This is a genomic window from Crystallibacter degradans, assembly GCF_012952295.1.
Taxonomy (GTDB): Bacteria; Actinomycetota; Actinomycetes; order Actinomycetales; family Micrococcaceae; genus Crystallibacter; species Crystallibacter degradans.
In genome coordinates this window covers 1-17590 of record NZ_JABBCH010000005.1, presented here as the reverse complement: position 1 = coordinate 17590, position 17590 = coordinate 1, and the positions used below count along the sequence as shown (strand labels likewise).

The 17590-nt window shown below is 64.9% G+C and carries 16 protein-coding genes and 1 rRNA gene; 4 read left to right on the top strand and 13 right to left on the bottom strand.

Annotation, left to right across the window (positions count from 1 at the left end):
* Positions 1–2 precede the first annotated feature (2 nt).
* Positions 3–1919, bottom strand: a complete 1917-nt coding sequence (locus HGO92_RS10330; protein WP_346768929.1) for an acetate--CoA ligase — start codon at positions 1917–1919, stop codon at positions 3–5.
* Between the two features lie 167 nt (positions 1920–2086).
* Between HGO92_RS10330 and HGO92_RS10325 the strand changes: the two genes are divergently transcribed.
* The 4 genes from HGO92_RS10325 to HGO92_RS10310 are packed head-to-tail and all read left to right on the top strand — an operon-like array spanning position 2087 to position 6354.
* On the top strand, positions 2087–2743 hold the full coding sequence (locus tag HGO92_RS10325; protein ID WP_169994490.1) for a GntR family transcriptional regulator: 657 nt from the start codon (positions 2087–2089) through the stop codon (positions 2741–2743).
* Positions 2740–4275, top strand: coding sequence for an MmgE/PrpD family protein (locus HGO92_RS10320; RefSeq protein ID WP_169994488.1), 1536 nt, complete (start codon positions 2740–2742; stop codon positions 4273–4275). Before HGO92_RS10325 ends, HGO92_RS10320 begins: the two co-directional genes overlap by 4 nt.
* Positions 4276–5181 (top strand): methylisocitrate lyase, encoded by a 906-nt coding sequence (gene prpB / locus HGO92_RS10315; RefSeq protein ID WP_169994486.1) that lies wholly within the window; start codon positions 4276–4278, stop codon positions 5179–5181.
* A 30-nt stretch (positions 5182–5211) separates the two neighbouring features.
* A complete protein-coding gene (locus HGO92_RS10310) occupies positions 5212–6354 on the top strand; it encodes a bifunctional 2-methylcitrate synthase/citrate synthase (protein ID WP_169994484.1) in 1143 nt (380 codons plus the stop codon).
* Positions 6355–6448: 94 nt separating this feature from the next.
* On the opposite strand, the gene HGO92_RS10305 is transcribed toward HGO92_RS10310, so the two are convergent.
* The 12 genes from HGO92_RS10305 to rrf all read right to left on the bottom strand — a co-directional run.
* The gene (locus HGO92_RS10305; RefSeq protein ID WP_169994482.1) at positions 6449–6937 is read right to left on the bottom strand and encodes an 8-oxo-dGTP diphosphatase; all 489 of its coding nucleotides are present in this window, start codon (positions 6935–6937) and stop codon (positions 6449–6451) included.
* A 39-nt stretch (positions 6938–6976) separates the two neighbouring features.
* Complete coding sequence (gene xerD / locus HGO92_RS10300; RefSeq protein WP_169994480.1) at positions 6977–7957, bottom strand: site-specific tyrosine recombinase XerD; 981 nt, start codon at positions 7955–7957, stop codon at positions 6977–6979.
* Between the two features lie 6 nt (positions 7958–7963).
* Entirely contained in the window at positions 7964–8647 is a 684-nt protein-coding gene (locus HGO92_RS10295) for an NUDIX domain-containing protein (RefSeq protein ID WP_169994478.1), read from the bottom strand.
* Between the two features lie 2 nt (positions 8648–8649).
* Complete coding sequence (gene pyrG, locus HGO92_RS10290) at positions 8650–10356, bottom strand: CTP synthase (RefSeq protein WP_169994476.1); 1707 nt, start codon at positions 10354–10356, stop codon at positions 8650–8652.
* 124 nt (positions 10357–10480) lie between these two features.
* Positions 10481–12205, bottom strand: a complete 1725-nt coding sequence (recN, locus tag HGO92_RS10285) for a DNA repair protein RecN (RefSeq protein WP_169994474.1) — start codon at positions 12203–12205, stop codon at positions 10481–10483.
* Positions 12202–13194 (bottom strand): NAD kinase, encoded by a 993-nt coding sequence (locus HGO92_RS10280; RefSeq protein ID WP_169994472.1) that lies wholly within the window; start codon positions 13192–13194, stop codon positions 12202–12204. Before HGO92_RS10280 ends, recN begins: the two co-directional genes overlap by 4 nt.
* On the bottom strand, positions 13191–14045 hold the full coding sequence (locus tag HGO92_RS10275; protein WP_169994470.1) for a TlyA family RNA methyltransferase: 855 nt from the start codon (positions 14043–14045) through the stop codon (positions 13191–13193). Before HGO92_RS10275 ends, HGO92_RS10280 begins: the two co-directional genes overlap by 4 nt.
* Positions 14046–14052: 7 nt before the next feature.
* Positions 14053–14274, bottom strand: coding sequence for a hypothetical protein (locus tag HGO92_RS10270; RefSeq protein ID WP_169994469.1), 222 nt, complete (start codon positions 14272–14274; stop codon positions 14053–14055).
* Positions 14275–14318: 44 nt separating this feature from the next.
* Positions 14319–15302 carry an HAD-IIA family hydrolase gene (locus tag HGO92_RS10265; protein WP_169994467.1) on the bottom strand — a complete coding sequence of 328 codons (984 nt, stop codon included), beginning with the start codon at positions 15300–15302 and terminating at the stop codon, positions 14319–14321.
* A 4-nt stretch (positions 15303–15306) separates the two neighbouring features.
* A complete protein-coding gene (locus tag HGO92_RS10260) occupies positions 15307–16122 on the bottom strand; it encodes a tetratricopeptide repeat protein (protein WP_346768914.1) in 816 nt (271 codons plus the stop codon).
* A 140-nt stretch (positions 16123–16262) separates the two neighbouring features.
* A complete protein-coding gene (locus HGO92_RS10255; protein WP_169994465.1) occupies positions 16263–17135 on the bottom strand; it encodes a hypothetical protein in 873 nt (290 codons plus the stop codon).
* A 382-nt stretch (positions 17136–17517) separates the two neighbouring features.
* A 5S ribosomal RNA gene (gene rrf, locus HGO92_RS24735) occupies positions 17518–17590 on the bottom strand; the annotation flags it as partial.

Genomic DNA, 17590 nt, shown 5'->3' with positions numbered 1-17590 from the left:
GGCTAGGAACGCAGCAGGCGCACCAGGTCGTCAATCACCAGCGGATCCTCGATGGTGGAGGGCACCGTGTACGCCTCGCCGTCGGCGATCTGCCGCATGGTTTTGCGCAGGATCTTGCCTGACCGCGTCTTCGGAAGTGCGGCCACGATCCGTATCTCCTTGAAGTCCGCCACCGGCCCGATCTGCGAGCGCACCAGGTCCACCAGTTCCCGTTGAAGCTGGTCCTGCTCCATCTCGCTCCCGGCTTTGAGCACCACAAACCCGCTGGGACGCTGCCCCTTGAGGTCATCTGCGATACCGACGACGGCGCATTCGGCCACCACCGGGTGCCGCGCCACGGCCTGTTCCATGGCCCCGGTGGAAAGCCGGTGGCCGGAGACGTTGATGACGTCGTCGGTGCGGCCCATCACGAACAGATAGCCGTCCTCGTCCAGATAGCCTGAGTCCCCCGTCGTGTAGTACCCGTCGAAGATATCCAGGTAGGACCGGATATACCGCTCGTCGTTGCCCCACAGCGTTGTCAGGGTTCCCGGCGGCAGCGGCAGCCGCAGCACGATGTTGCCTTCAGTGCCGGGCGGCACCGGCTGCCCGCCGGCGTCGACGATTTCCAGCCGGTACCCCGGCACCGGCACGGTGGGCGATCCGGCCTTGACCGGAAGCTGTTCCACGCCGAGCGGATTCGCGGCGATCGCCCAGCCGGTCTCCGTCTGCCACCAGTGGTCGATCACTGGCACCTGCAGGGCAGCCGAAATCCACTCGTAGGTCTCCGGATCCAACCGCTCCCCCGCCGCAAACAGCGTCCGCAGGGAGGAGATGTCATAGTCCTTGACCCGCTCGGCGGCCGGGTCAGCCTTCCGGATGGCCCGCAGCGCAGTGGGGGCGGTAAAGAGAACATCCACACGATGGTCCTGGACCACGCGCCAGAATGCGCCGGCATCCGGGGTACCTACCGGCTTGCCTTCGTACAGCACTGTGGTGGCCCCGGCGATCAGGGGTCCATAAACGATGTAGGAGTGCCCCACCACCCACCCGACGTCGGATGCGGTCCACATGACGTCGCCCGGGCCAACGTTGTAGATGTTCTTCATCGACCACGTCATGGCCACCGCATGGGAGCCGTTGTCCCGCACCACGCCCTTTGGTGCCCCGGTGGTGCCGGAGGTATAGAGAATGTAAAGCGGATCGGTCGCCTTGACGGATACCGGCCCGGCCGGCTCGGCTGTTGCCGCCAGCGCGTCCCAGTCATGCCATACGGTGCCGGCGGCCATGAAGTCCTCGACGCCGTACTTGAAACCTTCCCGTGCCTTGACGATCACATCGGCAACGGTGTGACCTGCCAGCGCGATGGCCTCGGCGACCGCCGGCAGGTACTCGATCCTGCGCGACGGTTCGATTCCGCCGCTGGTGGTCACAATGGCCGAGGGGCGTGCATCATCAATCCGGGCGGCGAGTTCCTGTGCCGCAAATCCGCCGAACACCACTGAATGGATCGCACCGAGCCGGGCTACCGCCAGCATGGCCACGGCGGCCTCGGGAATCATGGGCATGTAGATGATGACCCGGTCGCCGCGCCCCACTCCCCGGCCGCGCAGCACCCCCGCAAAGCGCTCTACCTCGGACAGCATTTCCTGATAGGTGTAGCTGCGCTGCAGCCCCAGCATCGCCGAATCATAGATCAGGGCGGTATCCCCGCCGCGGCCGGCAGCAACATGGCGGTCCAGGGCGTTGACGCTGGTGTTGAGCTCGCCGTCCGGAAACCAGCGGTAGATCGGTGGGTTGCCATTGTCGAGCGCTTGGGCAGGCGCCTGGTCCCACTGGATGGCCGAGGCTGCGTCCAGCCAGAACTTCTCCGGCTCATCGCAACTGGCCTCGTACATAGTGCGGTAACTGTCCACGCTGATCCCTTTCGAAGCTTCGATGTGATGCTCGCCATACTATCGGTCCAAACCGGCGGCAAACAAGACCTCTGTATACATTTTTGCGCTGTTTCACCAAGAAATTCCCATGAACCCTTGATTCCCGCCCTGCTGTGTATACACTGGTGCTGTAGTCGAATTCACCACGACCTGCAGAACGGGAGGTGCCAATGCGTGCCAGCGAACGTGCCTATTGGGCCTTGCGCGAAGACATCGTCGAGTGGCGGCTGCCGCCGGGCACTGTCCTCGGCGAAGTGGAACAGGCCGAGCGGCTCGGGGTCTCCCGCACTCCCCTGCGTGAAGCGCTAGGACGGCTGACTGCCGAAGGCCTGGCTGCCCCGCACAGCGGCCGCGGCGTCGTCGTCACAGCCATCTCGCTGGATACCGCTGCCGAACTCTTCGAACTCCGCACCGCGCTGGAGTGCCAGGCCGCGTCTCTGGCGGCACGGCGTGGGGATCCGTCCGTCTTCAATCGCCTGCAGCAGGAGTTCGCCTCGGCGGCCCAGCTACTGCGCGGGGATGATCCGGCCCGCCATGACTACTACGCACTCGTGGGCCGGCTGGACCGGGCCATTGACGAAGCCATCGGCAACGCCTACCTGCTGCAGGCCCTGAAAAACCTGCGGGTGCATCTGGTCCGGATCCGCCGGCTGGCCAAGGACAATCCCGAACGCCTGCTGGCAGCAGCCACTGAGCACGCCAACATCGCCGGGGCCATCGCCGCCGGGGACGGGCAGCTCGCTGCCGCGGCCACCGCAGTACATCTGTACCAAAGCCTTGAACATCTCAAAACCACCCAACCGTCAGCCGAGAGGACAGCCTCATGACCGTCAACCATAAAGTCCGTGTCTACCGCAGTGAAGAGAACCTTCCGAGGCAGGACCAGCTTGCCTACAAGATCGCCAAGGTCGCCGTCGATCCGGTGGAAGTCAGCGACGACGTGACCGATATGGTCATCAACCGCATCATCGACAACGCCTCCGTGGCTGTTGCCTCGCTGAACCGCGGCCCGATCGTTGCTGCCCGCTCCCAGGCACTGAGCCATCCGGTCTCGGTGAACGGCAACGGAGCAGGGATCTACGGCGTGGCCGGCAAGACCTCGCCGGAGTGGGCGGCCTGGGCCAACGGCGTCGCCGTGCGCGAACTGGACTACCACGACACCTTCCTCGCCGCCGAGTACTCCCACCCGGGCGATAACATTCCGCCCATTCTCGCCGTCGCGCAGCACACCGGCGCCAACGGACGCGAGCTCGTGCGCGGGATCGCCACCGGCTACGAAATCCAAGTGGATCTGGTGAAGGCCATCTGCCTGCACAAGCACAAGATCGACCACGTCGCCCATCTCGGCCCGTCCGCCGCAGCCGGCATCGGCACCCTGCTGGGTCTCGACGTCGAAACCATCTTCCAGGCCGTGGGCCAGGCCCTGCATACGACGACGGCGACCCGCCAGTCCCGCAAGGGCGAGATTTCCACTTGGAAGGCCCACGCACCGGCCTTCGCAGGCAAGATGGCCGTGGAAGCCGTTGACCGGGCCATGCGCGGGCAGACCTCGCCGGTGCCGATCTACGAAGGCGAAGACGGTGTGATTGCCTGGATGCTCGACGGTCCGGAGGCCGCCTACGAGGTGCCGCTGCCCGCCGACGGGGAAGCCAAGCGAGCCATCCTCGATACCTACACCAAGGAGCACTCGGCCGAATACCAGGCACAGGCCTTGATTGACCTGGCCCGCAAGCTGCACACTGAGCACCCGGAAGCCACGGACCCGGCGAACGTGGACAAGATTGTCATCCACACCTCGCACCACACACACTATGTCATTGGCTCCGGTGCGAACGACCCGCAGAAGTACGATCCGAAGGCCTCGCGGGAAACGCTGGACCACTCTATCCCGTACATCTTCACCGTCGCCCTGCAGGACGGAAAGTGGCACCACGTCGATTCCTACAGCCCGGAACGCGCCGGCCGTTCCGACACCGTGGACCTCTGGCACAAGGTGACTACGGAAGAAGACCAGGAATGGACCCGCCGCTACCATTCGCTGGACATCAGCGAAAAGGCCTTCGGGGGCCGCGTGGAGATCACGCTCAAGGACGGCAGCACCATTGTCGATGAGATTGCCGTTGCCGACGCCCACCCGTTGGGTGCCCGCCCGTTTGCCCGCGAGCAGTACATCAATAAACTGCGCACGCTGGCTGCCGGCCAGAACGGCAACCGCCTGGTCGAGGAGGCTGAGATCGATAGGTTCCTCGCCGCCGTCGAACGTCTGCCTGAACTTGGCGCGGGCGAGCTGGACCAGCTCAACATTGCTGCGGCCGACGGCGTGATCGACCTGAGCGCCGGACCGAAGGGGATTTTCTAAATGCTCTACGCCAAAACCACCCCCGAGCAGAAGCGCGTAGCGCTGCGCGAACGCCTGGCCTCAGGCACCATCCAGCAGTTTCCGGGTGCCTTCAACCCGCTGTCGGCCCGCCTGATCGAAGAGAAGGGCTTCAACGGTGTCTATATTTCGGGCGCCGTCCTGGCCAATGACCTGGGCCTGCCGGACATCGGGCTGACCACGCTGACCGAAGTGGCTACCCGCGCAGGACAGATCGCGCGGATGACCGAGCTACCTGCCATCGTCGACGCCGACACCGGCTTCGGCGAGCCCATGAACGTGGCCCGCAGCATCCAAGAACTCGAAAACGCCGGGCTGGCCGGCTGCCATATCGAGGACCAGTTCAATCCGAAGCGCTGCGGCCACTTGGACGGCAAGAACGTGGTGGATCTGGACACGGCCACCAAGCGCATCCGGGCCGCCGCCGATGCCCGCCGCGATCGCAACTTCCTGATCATGGCCCGGACCGATATCCGGGCCGTGGACGGCATCGAGGCAGCGCAAGATCGTGCCAAGGCGCTGGTGGATGCGGGTGCCGACGCCATCTTCCCGGAAGCAATGCGCAGCCTGGAGGAGTTCCAGGCTATCCGCGACGCGGTGGACGTACCGGTGCTGGCAAATATGACCGAGTTCGGCAAGAGCGAACTGTTCACCACCGAGCAACTGGCCTCTGCCGGCGTCAACATTGTCATCTATCCGGTAACGCTGCTGCGCAGCGCCATGGGTGCCGCGGAACGCACTTTGGACACCATCCAGGCCAAGGGTTCGCAGCAAACCGACGTGGAAAACATGCTGACCCGTGCACGTTTGTACGAATTGGTGGATTATGAAGCTTATAACCACTTCGACACTTCGGTCTTCAACTTCCAGGTACCCGGACAACACTGACGGCATCGCTGTCTTGATAAAGGAGTCGCTATGACCAGCGAAGCAACCACAGAAGCACCGCAGATACATAAGGGACTTGCCGGCGTGGTCGCCGACACCACCCGCATTTCCAAAGTCAACGCGGACACAAATTCCCTCCTCTACCGGGGTTACCCGGTCCAGGATCTGGCAGCCCAGTGCAGTTTCGAGCAGGTTGCCTATCTGCTCTGGCACGGCGAACTTCCTACCAACGCGGAGCTGGCTGAATTTACCGCTCACGAGCGCTCCGGGCGGGCGCTGGACCCGGTGGTCAAGTCCGTCATCGATACGCTGCCAACATCGTCCCACCCCATGGACGTGTGCCGGACTGCGGCGAGCGTCATCGGGGCAAGGCATCCGCGCTCGGAGGACTCGTCCCCGGAAGCGAACCTGGCCAAGGCCAAGGACCTCTTCGCCGCGTTCCCCGCCGTTGTCGCCTACGACCAGCGCCGCCGGCGCGGCCAGGACGTCGTCGAGCCCCGCGAGGATCTGGACTACTCGGCCAACTTCCTCTACATGACCTTCGGCGAGGAAGCCGCCCCCGAGGTGATCGAAGCCTTCAACGTCTCGATGATCCTCTACGCCGAGCACTCGTTCAACGCCTCGACCTTCACGGCGCGCGTCATCACCTCAACCCTGGCGGATCTTCATTCCGCGGTCACCGGGGCCATTGGGGCGCTCAAGGGCCCGCTCCACGGCGGCGCCAATGAGGCCGTCATGGACACCTTTGAAGAGATCGGCACCGAAGGCGGGGACATCACCCGGCGCGCGCAGGCGTGGCTGGAGGATGCCCTGGCCACCAAGAAGAAGATCATGGGGTTCGGACACCGTGTCTACAAGAAGGGCGATTCGCGCGTCCCGACCATGAAGGCCGCCCTGGACAAGATGATCGCCTACTACGACCGGCCGGACCTGGCCGAGCTGTACACGGCGCTGGAATCGGCCATGGCCGAGAAGAAGAACATCAAGCCGAACCTGGACTATCCGGCCGGACCGACGTACCACCTGATGGGCTTCGATACCCAGACGTTCACTCCGCTGTTCGTCGCCGCCCGCATCACCGGCTGGACAGCACACATCATGGAACAGCGCGAAGCCAACTCCCTGATCCGTCCGCTGAGCGAGTACAACGGACCGGACCAGCGTTCGCTCTGACCGATAAAACCCGTAACGCAGGATGCCCGCCGTACTTCCGGCAGGCATCCTGCGTTGCGGGCCTCTGTGCGGCGTCTACGCAGAGCGCCGAGCTCTATGGGAGGGGTTCCAGGGGGTCGAATCTGGCCGCGGTTTCATTGTCGTCGTTGAGCACGATGCGGAAGTTGGGCATCCCGCCAGTGAGTGCCATGGGCAGCCACGTGCCGGCGTCGTGCCACATGAGTCCCAGCGGCAGCGCGTCCAGCCCGAACCATTTCGGCGCTATCTCCTCGGACTCCGCCGGTTCGCCGGACCAGCGGCGCGCGACAAAAAGCGCTGCATCCATGTTCCAGAGCGGCTGTGACGGAAAGTCGAACAGGATCCGTCCCGCAGGTTCCAGGTCCTCCTGCCGGACCGTCACGCCCGTCTCTTCCATGACTTCGCGGCAGGCAGCCTCCGGTGCTGTCTCCCCCGGCTCGAGTTTTCCGCCGACACCGACGACCTTTCCGGTGCCGAAGCCGGACTTCTTGTGGCCCAGCAGGACCGCAAGTCCGCCGTCCTTTTCCAGCACCAGGAAGCACAGAGCCACGGCCACTTCAGTCATGAGCCGAGTCTATCCTTCCTCTAGTGCAGCCCGGGTATGCTAGCCCAGGGCGCGGGGATGGGCCGCAGCATAGACCTCGCGCAACGTGTCCGCGTTGACCAGGGTGTACACCTGTGTGGTGGTGACCGAAGCGTGCCCCAGCAACTCCTGCACCACGCGCACGTCCGCGCCGCCTTCGAGCAGGTGGGTCGCAAACGAATGCCGCAGCGTGTGCGGTGAGACGTCCCGGCCTATGGCTGCCTTCTCGGCCGCCGTCTTCAGGATGGTCCAGGCACTCTGGCGGCTCAGCCGTCCGCCGCGGGCGTTCAGGAAGAGCGCAGGCGTGCCGCGGCCTTTGGCGGCAATGCCCGGCCGGGCGCGGACCAGATAGTCGTCAATGGCTTTGGCAGCGAAGGATCCCAGCGGCACCAGCCGCTCCTTCGACCCCTTGCCCAGCAAACGTACGACGGCGGGTCCCTCGTCGATGGTTTCGACGCTCACGTCATCGACGTCGAGCCCGACGGCCTCGCTGATCCGTGCCCCGGTTGAGTAGAGGAATTCGAGCAGCGCGCGGTCTCGCTGACCCGCGGGCGTCTCGGTGCTGACCGCTTCCAGGATCCGGGTGACTTCCCCGACCGAGATGGCTTTGGGGAGGCGTTTGCCCGGCATCGGCGGGTGGACGTCGGTGGCCGGATTCGTGGCGCTGATCCCCTCCAGACTCCAGAACTTGTGCAGGCCACGCACCGCGACGATCGTCCGTGCCGCGGAACGGACGCTCAGTGCCGACGCACCATCCGATCCGTCGGAGAGAACCTGCGCGAACGCGGTGACGTCATGCCTGGTGATTTTCCCCGGGTCATCGACCAGCCGCTGTTCCAGGAAGTGCTGGTACCGCTTCAGGTCCCGGCGGTAGGCGGCCACCGTATTGGCCGCCAGTCCGCGTTCGACCGCCATGTGCAGCAGGTAGTCCGATATAGCCCTGCCCAGCGCCGTCGCCCCTAGATCACCGGCCGTGGTGGCGGCCTGCACGCTTCCGGCCATGCAAGCTCACTGCCCCGTTCCGGCGGCCGGCGCCGGGTGGTTCTGCTGTGAGGGATGTTCCGGCCAAGGTGCGTCAGCCGGACGCAGTCCTTCAAACCCTTGCCGGGACGCTTCGGCGGCAGCAAGCACGCCAGCCACGGCCGATGGGTTGTGCAGACGGCCTGCCATGACAGCCTGAACGGCCTCGTCAAGATCCACCCACAGGTGCTCGATTTCCGCTTCTTCGTCCGTCCGCGTGTGCAGGTCTGCTTCGGGAACTTCCGTCAGGTTTCTGGCCAGGTAGATGCGGATGGCTTCGCTTGATGAGCCCGGCGAGTTGAAGAAATCCACCAGCACGTCCCAACGTCCGGCCGCGAGATCCGCTTCCTCAGCCAGCTCCCGGGCAGCCGCAACCACAAAGTCCTCGCCCTCGACGTCCAGCAGACCGGCCGGGATCTCCCACAGGGACATCCGGACCGGCTGCCGGTACTGCTTCAGAAGCAGGATGCGGCCGCGGTCGTCCATGGCCACAACGGCTACCGCACCCGGGTGGGCAATGTAGTCGCGGACCAGGACATCCTCGGCATCGCCGGTGAGGCTGAAGGTATCGCTGACGACGTTCCAGATCCGGCCCTCGTACAGCGTCTCGGAAGCAACTAGCGTGCGCGGATCAGGCTGGTCGGCAAACACCTTCGGACCGGCAGCGGACATGGCTATGCTCCGGCTTTCGGGACCGGCTTGCCGTGGTTGAGCGCAGCGGCAACCAGACCTGCGAAGAGCGGATGCGGCCGGGTCGGACGGGAGCTCAGTTCCGGGTGCGCTTGGGTCGACACGTAGTACGGGTGCACCTTCTTGGGCAGCTCGACGAATTCCACCAGCTTGCCGTCCGGCGACGTTCCGGAGAACACGAGGCCCGCCGCTTCCAGCTGTTCCCGGTACTTGTTGTTCACCTCATAGCGGTGGCGGTGGCGTTCGCTGACCTTGGTGGAGCCGTAGGTATCGGCCACCACGGAGCCGCCCTTGAGCGCAGCCTCGTAGAGCCCCAGCCGCATGGTGCCGCCAAGATCGCCCTTGCCCTCGACGATGTCCAACTGTTCTTCCATGGTCGCGATCACCGGGTGCTTGGTATCGGGGTCGAATTCGGTGGACGAGGCGTCCTCCAGCCCGACCACGTTACGGGCGTATTCCATCACCATGGACTGCAGGCCCAGGCACAGGCCCAGCGTCGGCAGCTTGCGTTCGCGGGCGTATTTCAGCGCGCCCAGTTTCCCTTCCAGGCCGCGGATGCCGAAGCCTCCGGGAACGCAGATGGCGTGGACGCCGGCCAACGACCTGGCCGCACCTTCCGCAGTGGCACAGTCATCCGAGGGAACCCAGCGGATCTTGACCTTGGTTTGGTTGGCGAAGCCGCCGGCACGCAGCGCCTCCGTCACGGAGAGGTAGGCGTCCGGCAGGTCAATGTACTTCCCGACCAGCGCGATCTCGATCTCGTGCTTGGGATTGTGGACGGCCTCCAGCAACCGGTCCCACTTGGTCCAGTTCACGTCCTTGAACTTCAGGTCGAGGTGCTGGACGATGTATGCGTCCAGCATCTGGGCATGCAGGGTTTTCGGGATATCGTAAATGCTCGGGGCGTCCGGGCAGCCGATCACGGCGTCCACGTCAACATCGCACATGCGGCCGATCTTCTCCCGCATGGCCTCCGGAACTTCACGGTCCGAACGGATGACGATGGCATCCGGCTGGATGCCGATGGAGCGCAACGCCGCCACGGAGTGCTGCGTCGGCTTGGTCTTCAGTTCCTGGGACGGGCCGATGTAGGGCACCAGTGAGACGTGCAGGAAGAAGACGTTGTTGCGCCCGACGTCCTGCCGGACCTGGCGGGCGGACTCGAGGAACGGCTGGGACTCGATGTCGCCGACGGTGCCGCCGATTTCGGTGATGATGACGTCCGGTGCCTTCTTGCCCTCGGCGGGCAGGCGCATCCGGCGTTTGATTTCATCGGTGATGTGGGGAATGACCTGTACGGTGTCCCCGAGGTACTCGCCGCGGCGTTCCTTCGCGATGACCGTGGAGTAGATCTGGCCTGTTGTCACGTTGGCCAGCCCGTCCAGGTTCTCGTCCAGGAAGCGCTCGTAGTGTCCGATGTCCAGGTCCGTTTCGGCGCCGTCGTCGGTCACGAAGACTTCGCCGTGCTGAAAGGGGTTCATCGTGCCTGGATCCACGTTCAGATAGGGATCCAGCTTCTGCATGGTCACCGAGAGTCCACGCGCCCGGAGCAGGTGTCCGAGGCTGGAAGCTGTCAGACCCTTCCCGAGAGAAGACGCCACGCCACCGGTGACGAAGATATGTTTGGTCGTCTTGGACGACTTGGAAAACCGGGAATTAGTTCGCTGCACCACGGAATTCGAGCCTATCACCTTTCCAACGGCTCCGACTGCCAGAACCGCTACGGCCACCCTTTCGTGTTGGATGACACAGCCTCAGCTTCCCGCCGCCAATACCGCGGCGGCGGAAGTCTTTTCCTCCAGCCGATCGTACAGCTTAGCGGCTTCCTTTGGCCCCTTCGATCAGTTCCTGTGCATGGGCACGGGCCAGTTCGGATTCTTCCTGGCCGGCCAGCATCCGGGCCAGCTCCGTCACCCGCTCTTCATCCGAGAGCAAGGTGACGTCGCTGGCCGTAACGCCTTCGGAATTCTTGGCCGCGGCGGCCGAGGTTTTGTAGACGCGGATGTGCTGGTCCGCGAAGGCCGCAACCTGCGGCAAGTGCGTAACCACAATGACCTGGACGTACTTGGCCAACATGGCAAGCCGGCGCCCGATCTCCACCGCTGCTTTGCCGCCGACGCCGGAATCAACCTCATCGAAGACAAACGTCGGTACCGGATCCACCGCGGCCAGCACCACTTCGATGGCAAGCATGACCCGGGAGAGCTCGCCGCCGGAGGCACCCTTGCCCAGCGGCCGCGGCGGTGCTCCGGGGTGCGGTTTCAGCAGGAAGGCGATGTTGTCCGCCCCGTGTGGCCCCAGCTCCTCGGCAGGTTCGAGCTGGATGTGCAGTTCGGCGTCCGGCATGGCCAGTGCCGCCAGCTCCTTGCCCACCTTGCGGCCGAGCTCGCCGCCGGCCTTGCCGCGCATGGCGGTGATCTTGCCGGCGGTTTCGGTGAGTTCCGTTTCGAGCGCCGCAATTTCCGTTTCCAGCGCCTCGATCCGGCTGGAATCGTCAGTCAGCTCGTCTAGGCGCTGGCGGGCGGTTGCGCTCCAGTCCAGCACCTCGTCGATGCTTGGCGCATACTTGCGCACGAGTCCGGCGAGGCTGGCCCTGCGCGCCTCAAGCTCCGCCAGCCGTTCGGGGCCTTCGTTGTCCAGTGATGCGGAGTAGCTGGCCAGATCGGCAGCAACGTCGGCCAGAATGTAGCCGACTTCTGCGAGCCGGCCCGCGGCCTTGCCCAGTTCCGGATCATCCGCCTGGACCTGCTCCAGCGAGCGTTTGGCCGCGTCCACCAGCGATGTCGCATCGCCGGCGTCCGCGAATTCCTCCGCGATCAACGCCTGGTGCGCCAGCTGTGCCGCAGCGCGCAGCTGCTCTACGTTGGCCAGCTTGGTGGCCTCCGCCTTGAGCGCCAGGTCTTCACCCGCCTGGGGGTCGACGCCGTCGATCTCTTCCAGGGCCAGCTGCAATGATTCCGCTTCGCGCAGCCGTTCACGGGCCTCGGTCCGCAGCGACTGCAGTTCCCCGGCCGCCTGCCGCCAACGGTCATAGGACTGGCGGAACGCCGCCAGCGCCTTGGCCAGCTTGGGCCCGCCGAACTTGTCCAGGGCTTCCCGCTGGGCGCTCTGGCTCTTCAGCCGCAGCTGTTCCGACTGGCCGTGGACCGCCACCAGCTGTTCACCTATTTCAGCCAGGGTACCCACCGGAGCCGAACGGCCGCCGACATGCGCCCGGCTGCGGCCGTCAGCGTTAACGGTACGGGCCAGCATCAGTTCTGCTTCGCCGTCGTACTCTTCAATATCCGCACCGGCATCCTGCGCGCGGGCGATGGCGGGACTGTCCGGGGCAAGCCGGACCACCGCCTCGGCGACGGCGGAGGAAGCACCGGTGCGCACTGCCCCGGCGTCCGAACGGGCACCGAGCAGTAACCCCAGCGCAGTCACCACCATGGTCTTTCCGGCACCGGTTTCACCCGTGACCACGGAAAGCCCGGGACCCAGCGGCAGCACGGCATCGGTAATGACACCGAGGTTGCTGATTCTGATTTCCTCAATCATCGACGCTCCTCCTCGGGCGGGGTGTGGTGCGGTTCGACCGTCCGGATGGTATCCAGCGGCGTCGTCTGCGGCTGCGCCTCGTCCGCGCTGATCGGACCGCGCCAACCCTTGGTCGGCAACTCGAACTTGCGCACCAGCCGTTCGGCAAAGGGCGTGCGCCTGGTCCGGGCCAATCGGACCGGCTTGTCAGAGCGGGTTACCTCGACGCGGGAACCGGGCGGCAGATCGAGGCTGCGCCTGCCGTCGCACCAGAGGACCCCATTGGCATCCGTGCGGTTCAGCAATTCCACGGCCATGACCGAGTCCGGGGCCACCACCAGCGGTTTGGCAAACAGCGCATGGGCACTGATCGGGACCATCAGCAGGGCCTCCACCTCGGGCCAGACCACCGGTCCCCCGGCCGAGAAAGCATACGCCGTCGAGCCGGTGGGCGTGGCCATCACCACCCCGTCACAGCCGAAGGAGCTGATGGGCAGCGCGTCGACTTCGACGACGACCTCAACCATCCGCTGGCGGTCCCCCTTTTCCACGGTGGCCTCGTTCAGCGCCCAGGTGTGGCCGATCTTGCGTTTGTCCAGCCAGACCTGCACGTCGATGGTCATCCGTTCTTCAACGGTGTACTGGCGCTCTACCACCCAATGGACGGTCTGGGCAAGGTCCGCACGTTCGCTTTCAGCCAGGAAGCCCACGTGGCCCAGGTTGACGCCCAGCAAGGGCACATCGGAGTCCCGGACCAGTTCGGCGGAGCGCAGAATGGTACCGTCCCCACCGAGCACCATGCCAAGGTCCACGTCCTTGAGCTTCACGTCTTCGTCCAGGATCTCGAGGGGGGCCGCGAGGTGGGAATAGACCTGGCGGATGTGTTCCGCCTCTTTGCGCCGCATCACCGGAACCAGCCCGGAGGCATGGAGCTGGGCACACGTTTCCTGGGCGGCGGCCAGAGCGTCGTGGCGCCCGGTGTGGGCCAAAACCAGAATCCGTCTGCTCATGCGTTTACTCCCGGTAGTTCGTTGGGCTGTTCCGCATCCGGCGGTACCGGATACTGTTCCATAGCGTTGCGGACGGCGGCATCAAGCTCCGTTCCGATCCTAGCCGGGGCGCGCATAGCGGGCACCTTCATCCACAGGAAGAATTCAACATTACCGTCCTGGCCGGGCAGCGGACTGCGGGCCAGCCCCTTGATGTGCAGTCCGTGCTCCAGCCCGCTGCGCACCACCTTTTCCACCGCCCGCCGCCGTTCGGCTTCCGAGCTAACGACGCCGGTGCTCGCCAATGACTCACGTCCCACCTCGAATTGGGGCTTCACCATCAGCACCATGTCGCCGTCGGGCTCAGTGGCCGCGCTGAGGGCCGCCATCACCAAGGTCAGCGAGATAAAGGACAGATCCGCAACCGTCAGCGAGACCGGCCCGCCGATATTGGCGCTGTCTAGATACCGGGCGTTCACGCCCTCGAAGAGATGGACCCGCTCATCGGCGCGCAGTTGCGGCACCATCTGGCCATGGCCGACGTCGACAGCGGCTACCTCCCGGGCGCCGGCTTCAAGGAGCACCTGGGTGAAGCCGCCGGTGGACGCCCCGGCGTCCAGGCATCGGCGGCCCTCGGGCTCTACCGCCGGGAAGGCACGGAGCGCGCCGGCCAGTTTATGTCCGGCCCGGCTGACGTATTCAGGTTCGCCCCCGGTCTCCACCTCCAGCTTGTCATCGGCTCCCACGGCGGCGGCGGCCTTCCGTACGACAGTCCCCTCGCGGCTCACCAAGCCGGCGGAGATAAGCTTTGCGGCATGGGTCCGGGACCTTGCCAGTCCGCGGGCTACCAGTTCCTGATCCAGTCTTTTCATTCCTGCCTCAGTCTGCTCCAGCATCCAGATCAGCCAGCAGGCCATCATGCATGCAGGTAAAGACGGCAGCATGTTCGGTTACCGGGACTTGCGGCAGCGACGTCAACGGCTCGATGATTTCATCCACGCTCTCGTCCTCGGTGGACGCAACGGAGACCGGCCACTGTGTAACGGCTGATTTCGGCGAGGGCTGTCCATCGGAAGTGATCAGGTCGGTCATCGGATCCATCGGTCAGTTCCTTCCACCATCAAGGGTTGTTCGCCGGACCTGCTTCAGTCTATCGACGCGTGCGCCGCCAGCTCCGGCATGAACGGGGCTGCCGCTTCGGGGTGGGTGTTCCACCATGCGGCGCAGGCGGCCCGCCAGGTGTCGAGCTCGTTGCGGTCACCGCTATAACGGACAACGCCGTTCTCGACCGTAGCGCTCGAGCTGCCGCAGGTGAAAATTCCATCGGCAGAAGTTACCTGCGGATACGGCTGGTACAGATCGCCCAGGTTGGCCAGCAGGTACCTCGGCCTTTCGGCTGACCGGGCGGCGAGGATCGTTTCCAGGGTATCGACGCCGGTCAGTACCACCGCCGTATCCATGCCCGCGTTGTTGCCGCCAAGGATGTCAGTGTCCAAACGGTCTCCAACGACAAGCGGTGTCTGCGCCTGGAGGCTTTGCGCCGCCGTCGTGAAGAGAGCCGCCTCAGGCTTACCCGCCACCAGCGGCGTCGCCCCAGTGGCGGTTTGGACAGCAGCCACCAGCGAACCGTTTCCCGGTGCTATCCCCTCGGCGCGGGGAATCGTCAGGTCCGTATTGGTGGCTACCCAGAAGGCACCAGCTGCTATCGCATACGATGCCTCGGCCAGATCCAGCCAGCTCACCGCAGGATCAAACCCCTGGATGACAGCGTCGGGCCGTTGGTCGGCAGAGTCCACCAGGACAAAACCCAGAGCTTCGATTTCCTGGACCAATGTACGGCTCCCGGTCACCAGAACCTTGGCTCCCGGCGGCACATGCTTTGCCAGCAGAGCGGCGCCGGCACGCGCGGAGCCAAATACTTGGTCGGCCCGCGCCGGCGCGCCCAGTTCGCGAAGGTGGGCCGCGACCTGTTCGGAGGAACGGGACGCGTTGTTGGTGATGTAGCCCAGTTTGACGCCGGCAGCCGGCAGCCTGTCGAGAGCCTCAGTCGCTCCTTCTATGGCACCGGCACCGGCGTAAACCACCCCGTCCAAGTCGCAGAGCAGAGCGTCATAACCGTCAATCAACATCGGTTCAGTCTTCGTCTCCGGGGTGCTTGACGTCCTGTTCCGCTGTAGCCGGGTCCTCGATTTCATGGAGGTCTTCGTCCTCAAGCGCTGCCTCGGAAACCCGCGGTCCTACGTCGCTGCCCGCGGTATCGGCTTCCACAAGGCCTGAAGCCTCTTCAGCTGGTCCGGCGACGCCTGTTGCCTCACGCGGAACCGCATCGTGTCCGTTGGACACGTCGCGCGGACGCCGGGCTCCCGGCTCCTCATCTTCATCAACGAGGTCGAAGATTTCAGGCTCGGCAAACTCTCCTACACCCAACGCGCTCTCCGCCAGCCGCGCCTGGCGAAGCCATTGCTCGGCTTCTTCGGCACGGTTGACGGACTCAAGTGCGTCGGCGTAGGCCCGGAACAATCTGGGGCTGTATGAGAATGCCCGGTTCTTGTCGAGCTGCGGAATCTCGAGCGCGGCCACGGCAGCGTCATGCTGCTCCAGATCCATCCGTGCGCCCGACGCCACAATCGCCAGTTCCACCTTGCCGGCAGCGTCCAGGTCCGTAGCTTCCTCGGAACGAATCATCTCGAGGGCGCGGTCCGGGCGGCCAAGCCCGCGCTCACAGTCCGCCATCACGGGCAGGTGCGCATTGGAGCCACTGATGCGCCTGTAGGTACGGAACTCCCGCAGGGCCTCACCGTAATGGCCGGCAGCATAGGCAGTCAGTCCTACAGCTTCGCGGACCGGAGCCATCCGGCCGCCACGACGGCTGGCAGCCAGGGCATGCTGGAACGCAAGCTCGGGATCCTCGTCCATCAGCCGCGCGGCCATCACCAGGTGCTTGGCCACCCATTCTGCGCTCTTTGATTCCAGCGTCCGGAGCTGTGCACGGATGACGCGGTCCAGCTCCTGTCCGGTAACGTCCTCGTCGATCTGGGGTGAGCGGGGACGATCGGCCCTGTTAGAGCTGCGCAGATCCTGCGCATTCTTCAGCGGAGGCTGGCCATCGCCTCGGCCAGAACCATACTTCCGTTCGCCGAAGCGCTCTTCCCCATCGCGGCGCGGCTTGAACCCCTCAGCGCCGCGGTCGGAGCCACGGTCCTGGCGCGGACGGTCGCCGTACTCGCGGCGCGGCTTGTAACCTTCAGCGCCGCGGGAACCGCCACGGTCTTGGCGCGGACGATCGGTGTACTCGCGACGAGGAGCATCAGTACGGTCCTGACGCGGGCGATCACCATACTCACGGCGCGGCTTATAGCCCTCGGCGCCACGATCTTGACGTGGACGATCGGTGTACTCGCGACGAGGACCATCAGCGCGGTCCTGACGCGGGCGATCACCATACTCACGGCGCGGCTTATAGCCCTCGGCGCCACGATCTTGACGTGGACGATCCGTGTACTCACGACGAGGACCATCAGTACGGTCCTGACGCGGGCGATCACCATACTCACGGCGCGGCTTATAACCTTCAGCCCCACGAGAGCCATCGCGATCCTGACGTGGACGATCCGTGTACTCACGACGAGGCTTATAACCCTCGCCGCCCTGGCTAGAGCCGCGAGGGGCGCCACGGTCCTGACGTGGGCGATCGGTGTACTCCCGCCGCGGTCCGTCAGTGCGATCCTGACGCGGACGATCACCGTACTCACGACGAGGACCATCAGTGCGATCCTGACGCGGACGATCGCCATACTCGCGACGAGGACCGGATCGATCCCGACCTGCTGCGCCTTCACCGCTGCTGCCACGGCGATCGTCGCGTGCACGGAAGCCGCGCGGGTCTCCACCCGAATTGCTTGTGCCGCGGTAGGCGCCGCTTTGGCCGCGTGCTTCGCTGTCCCGGCGTGGACCCTCGCCACGTCTAGCAGGTTTGTCGGATCCTGAGCGGCCGCCGAAGTTGCCTCGTCCGGCACCGCCCTTGTCGTCTCGTTCCCCACGACCACGGAAATCAGCCATGCCGGAGCTCCTCTCAGTGCGGGCCTGGCACCCCTCAAAGGAGCCTTCAGCCGCCATCTCTATTTATCTGGTGATTTGTTGATCTATTGGTCAGGATGCAACACGTCATGTGCCACCAGACCAGTCTAGTGCAGACCGCCAACGCCGCCGGCTGACTGGGCTGTGATACCACTTACGACGGCGGATCACAGCTCCGGCCATCGGACGGGGTCGACCGATCTCATGTGCCGTTTAAATGGGTGAAGGGCTCCACCGTCATGGTGGAGCCCTTCACTTTCAAAAGATGTCCGGCGGTGACCTACTCTCCCACACCCTCCCGGGTGCAGTACCATCGGCGCTGTGGGTCTTAGCTTCCGGG

Coding starts and splice junctions, on each gene's coding strand:
- HGO92_RS10325 (WP_169994490.1), top strand. CDS start 2,087: ATGCGTGCCAGCGAACGTGCCTATTGGGCCTTGCGCGAAGACATCGTC.
- HGO92_RS10320 (WP_169994488.1), top strand. CDS start 2,740: ATGACCGTCAACCATAAAGTCCGTGTCTACCGCAGTGAAGAGAACCTT.
- prpB (WP_169994486.1), top strand. CDS start 4,276: ATGCTCTACGCCAAAACCACCCCCGAGCAGAAGCGCGTAGCGCTGCGC.
- HGO92_RS10310 (WP_169994484.1), top strand. CDS start 5,212: ATGACCAGCGAAGCAACCACAGAAGCACCGCAGATACATAAGGGACTT.
- HGO92_RS10305 (WP_169994482.1), bottom strand. CDS start 6,937: ATGACTGAAGTGGCCGTGGCTCTGTGCTTCCTGGTGCTGGAAAAGGAC.
- xerD (WP_169994480.1), bottom strand. CDS start 7,957: ATGGCCGGAAGCGTGCAGGCCGCCACCACGGCCGGTGATCTAGGGGCG.
- HGO92_RS10295 (WP_169994478.1), bottom strand. CDS start 8,647: ATGTCCGCTGCCGGTCCGAAGGTGTTTGCCGACCAGCCTGATCCGCGC.
- recN (WP_169994474.1), bottom strand. CDS start 12,205: ATGATTGAGGAAATCAGAATCAGCAACCTCGGTGTCATTACCGATGCC.
- HGO92_RS10280 (WP_169994472.1), bottom strand. CDS start 13,194: ATGAGCAGACGGATTCTGGTTTTGGCCCACACCGGGCGCCACGACGCT.
- HGO92_RS10275 (WP_169994470.1), bottom strand. CDS start 14,045: ATGAAAAGACTGGATCAGGAACTGGTAGCCCGCGGACTGGCAAGGTCC.
- HGO92_RS10270 (WP_169994469.1), bottom strand. CDS start 14,274: ATGGATCCGATGACCGACCTGATCACTTCCGATGGACAGCCCTCGCCG.
- HGO92_RS10265 (WP_169994467.1), bottom strand. CDS start 15,302: ATGTTGATTGACGGTTATGACGCTCTGCTCTGCGACTTGGACGGGGTG.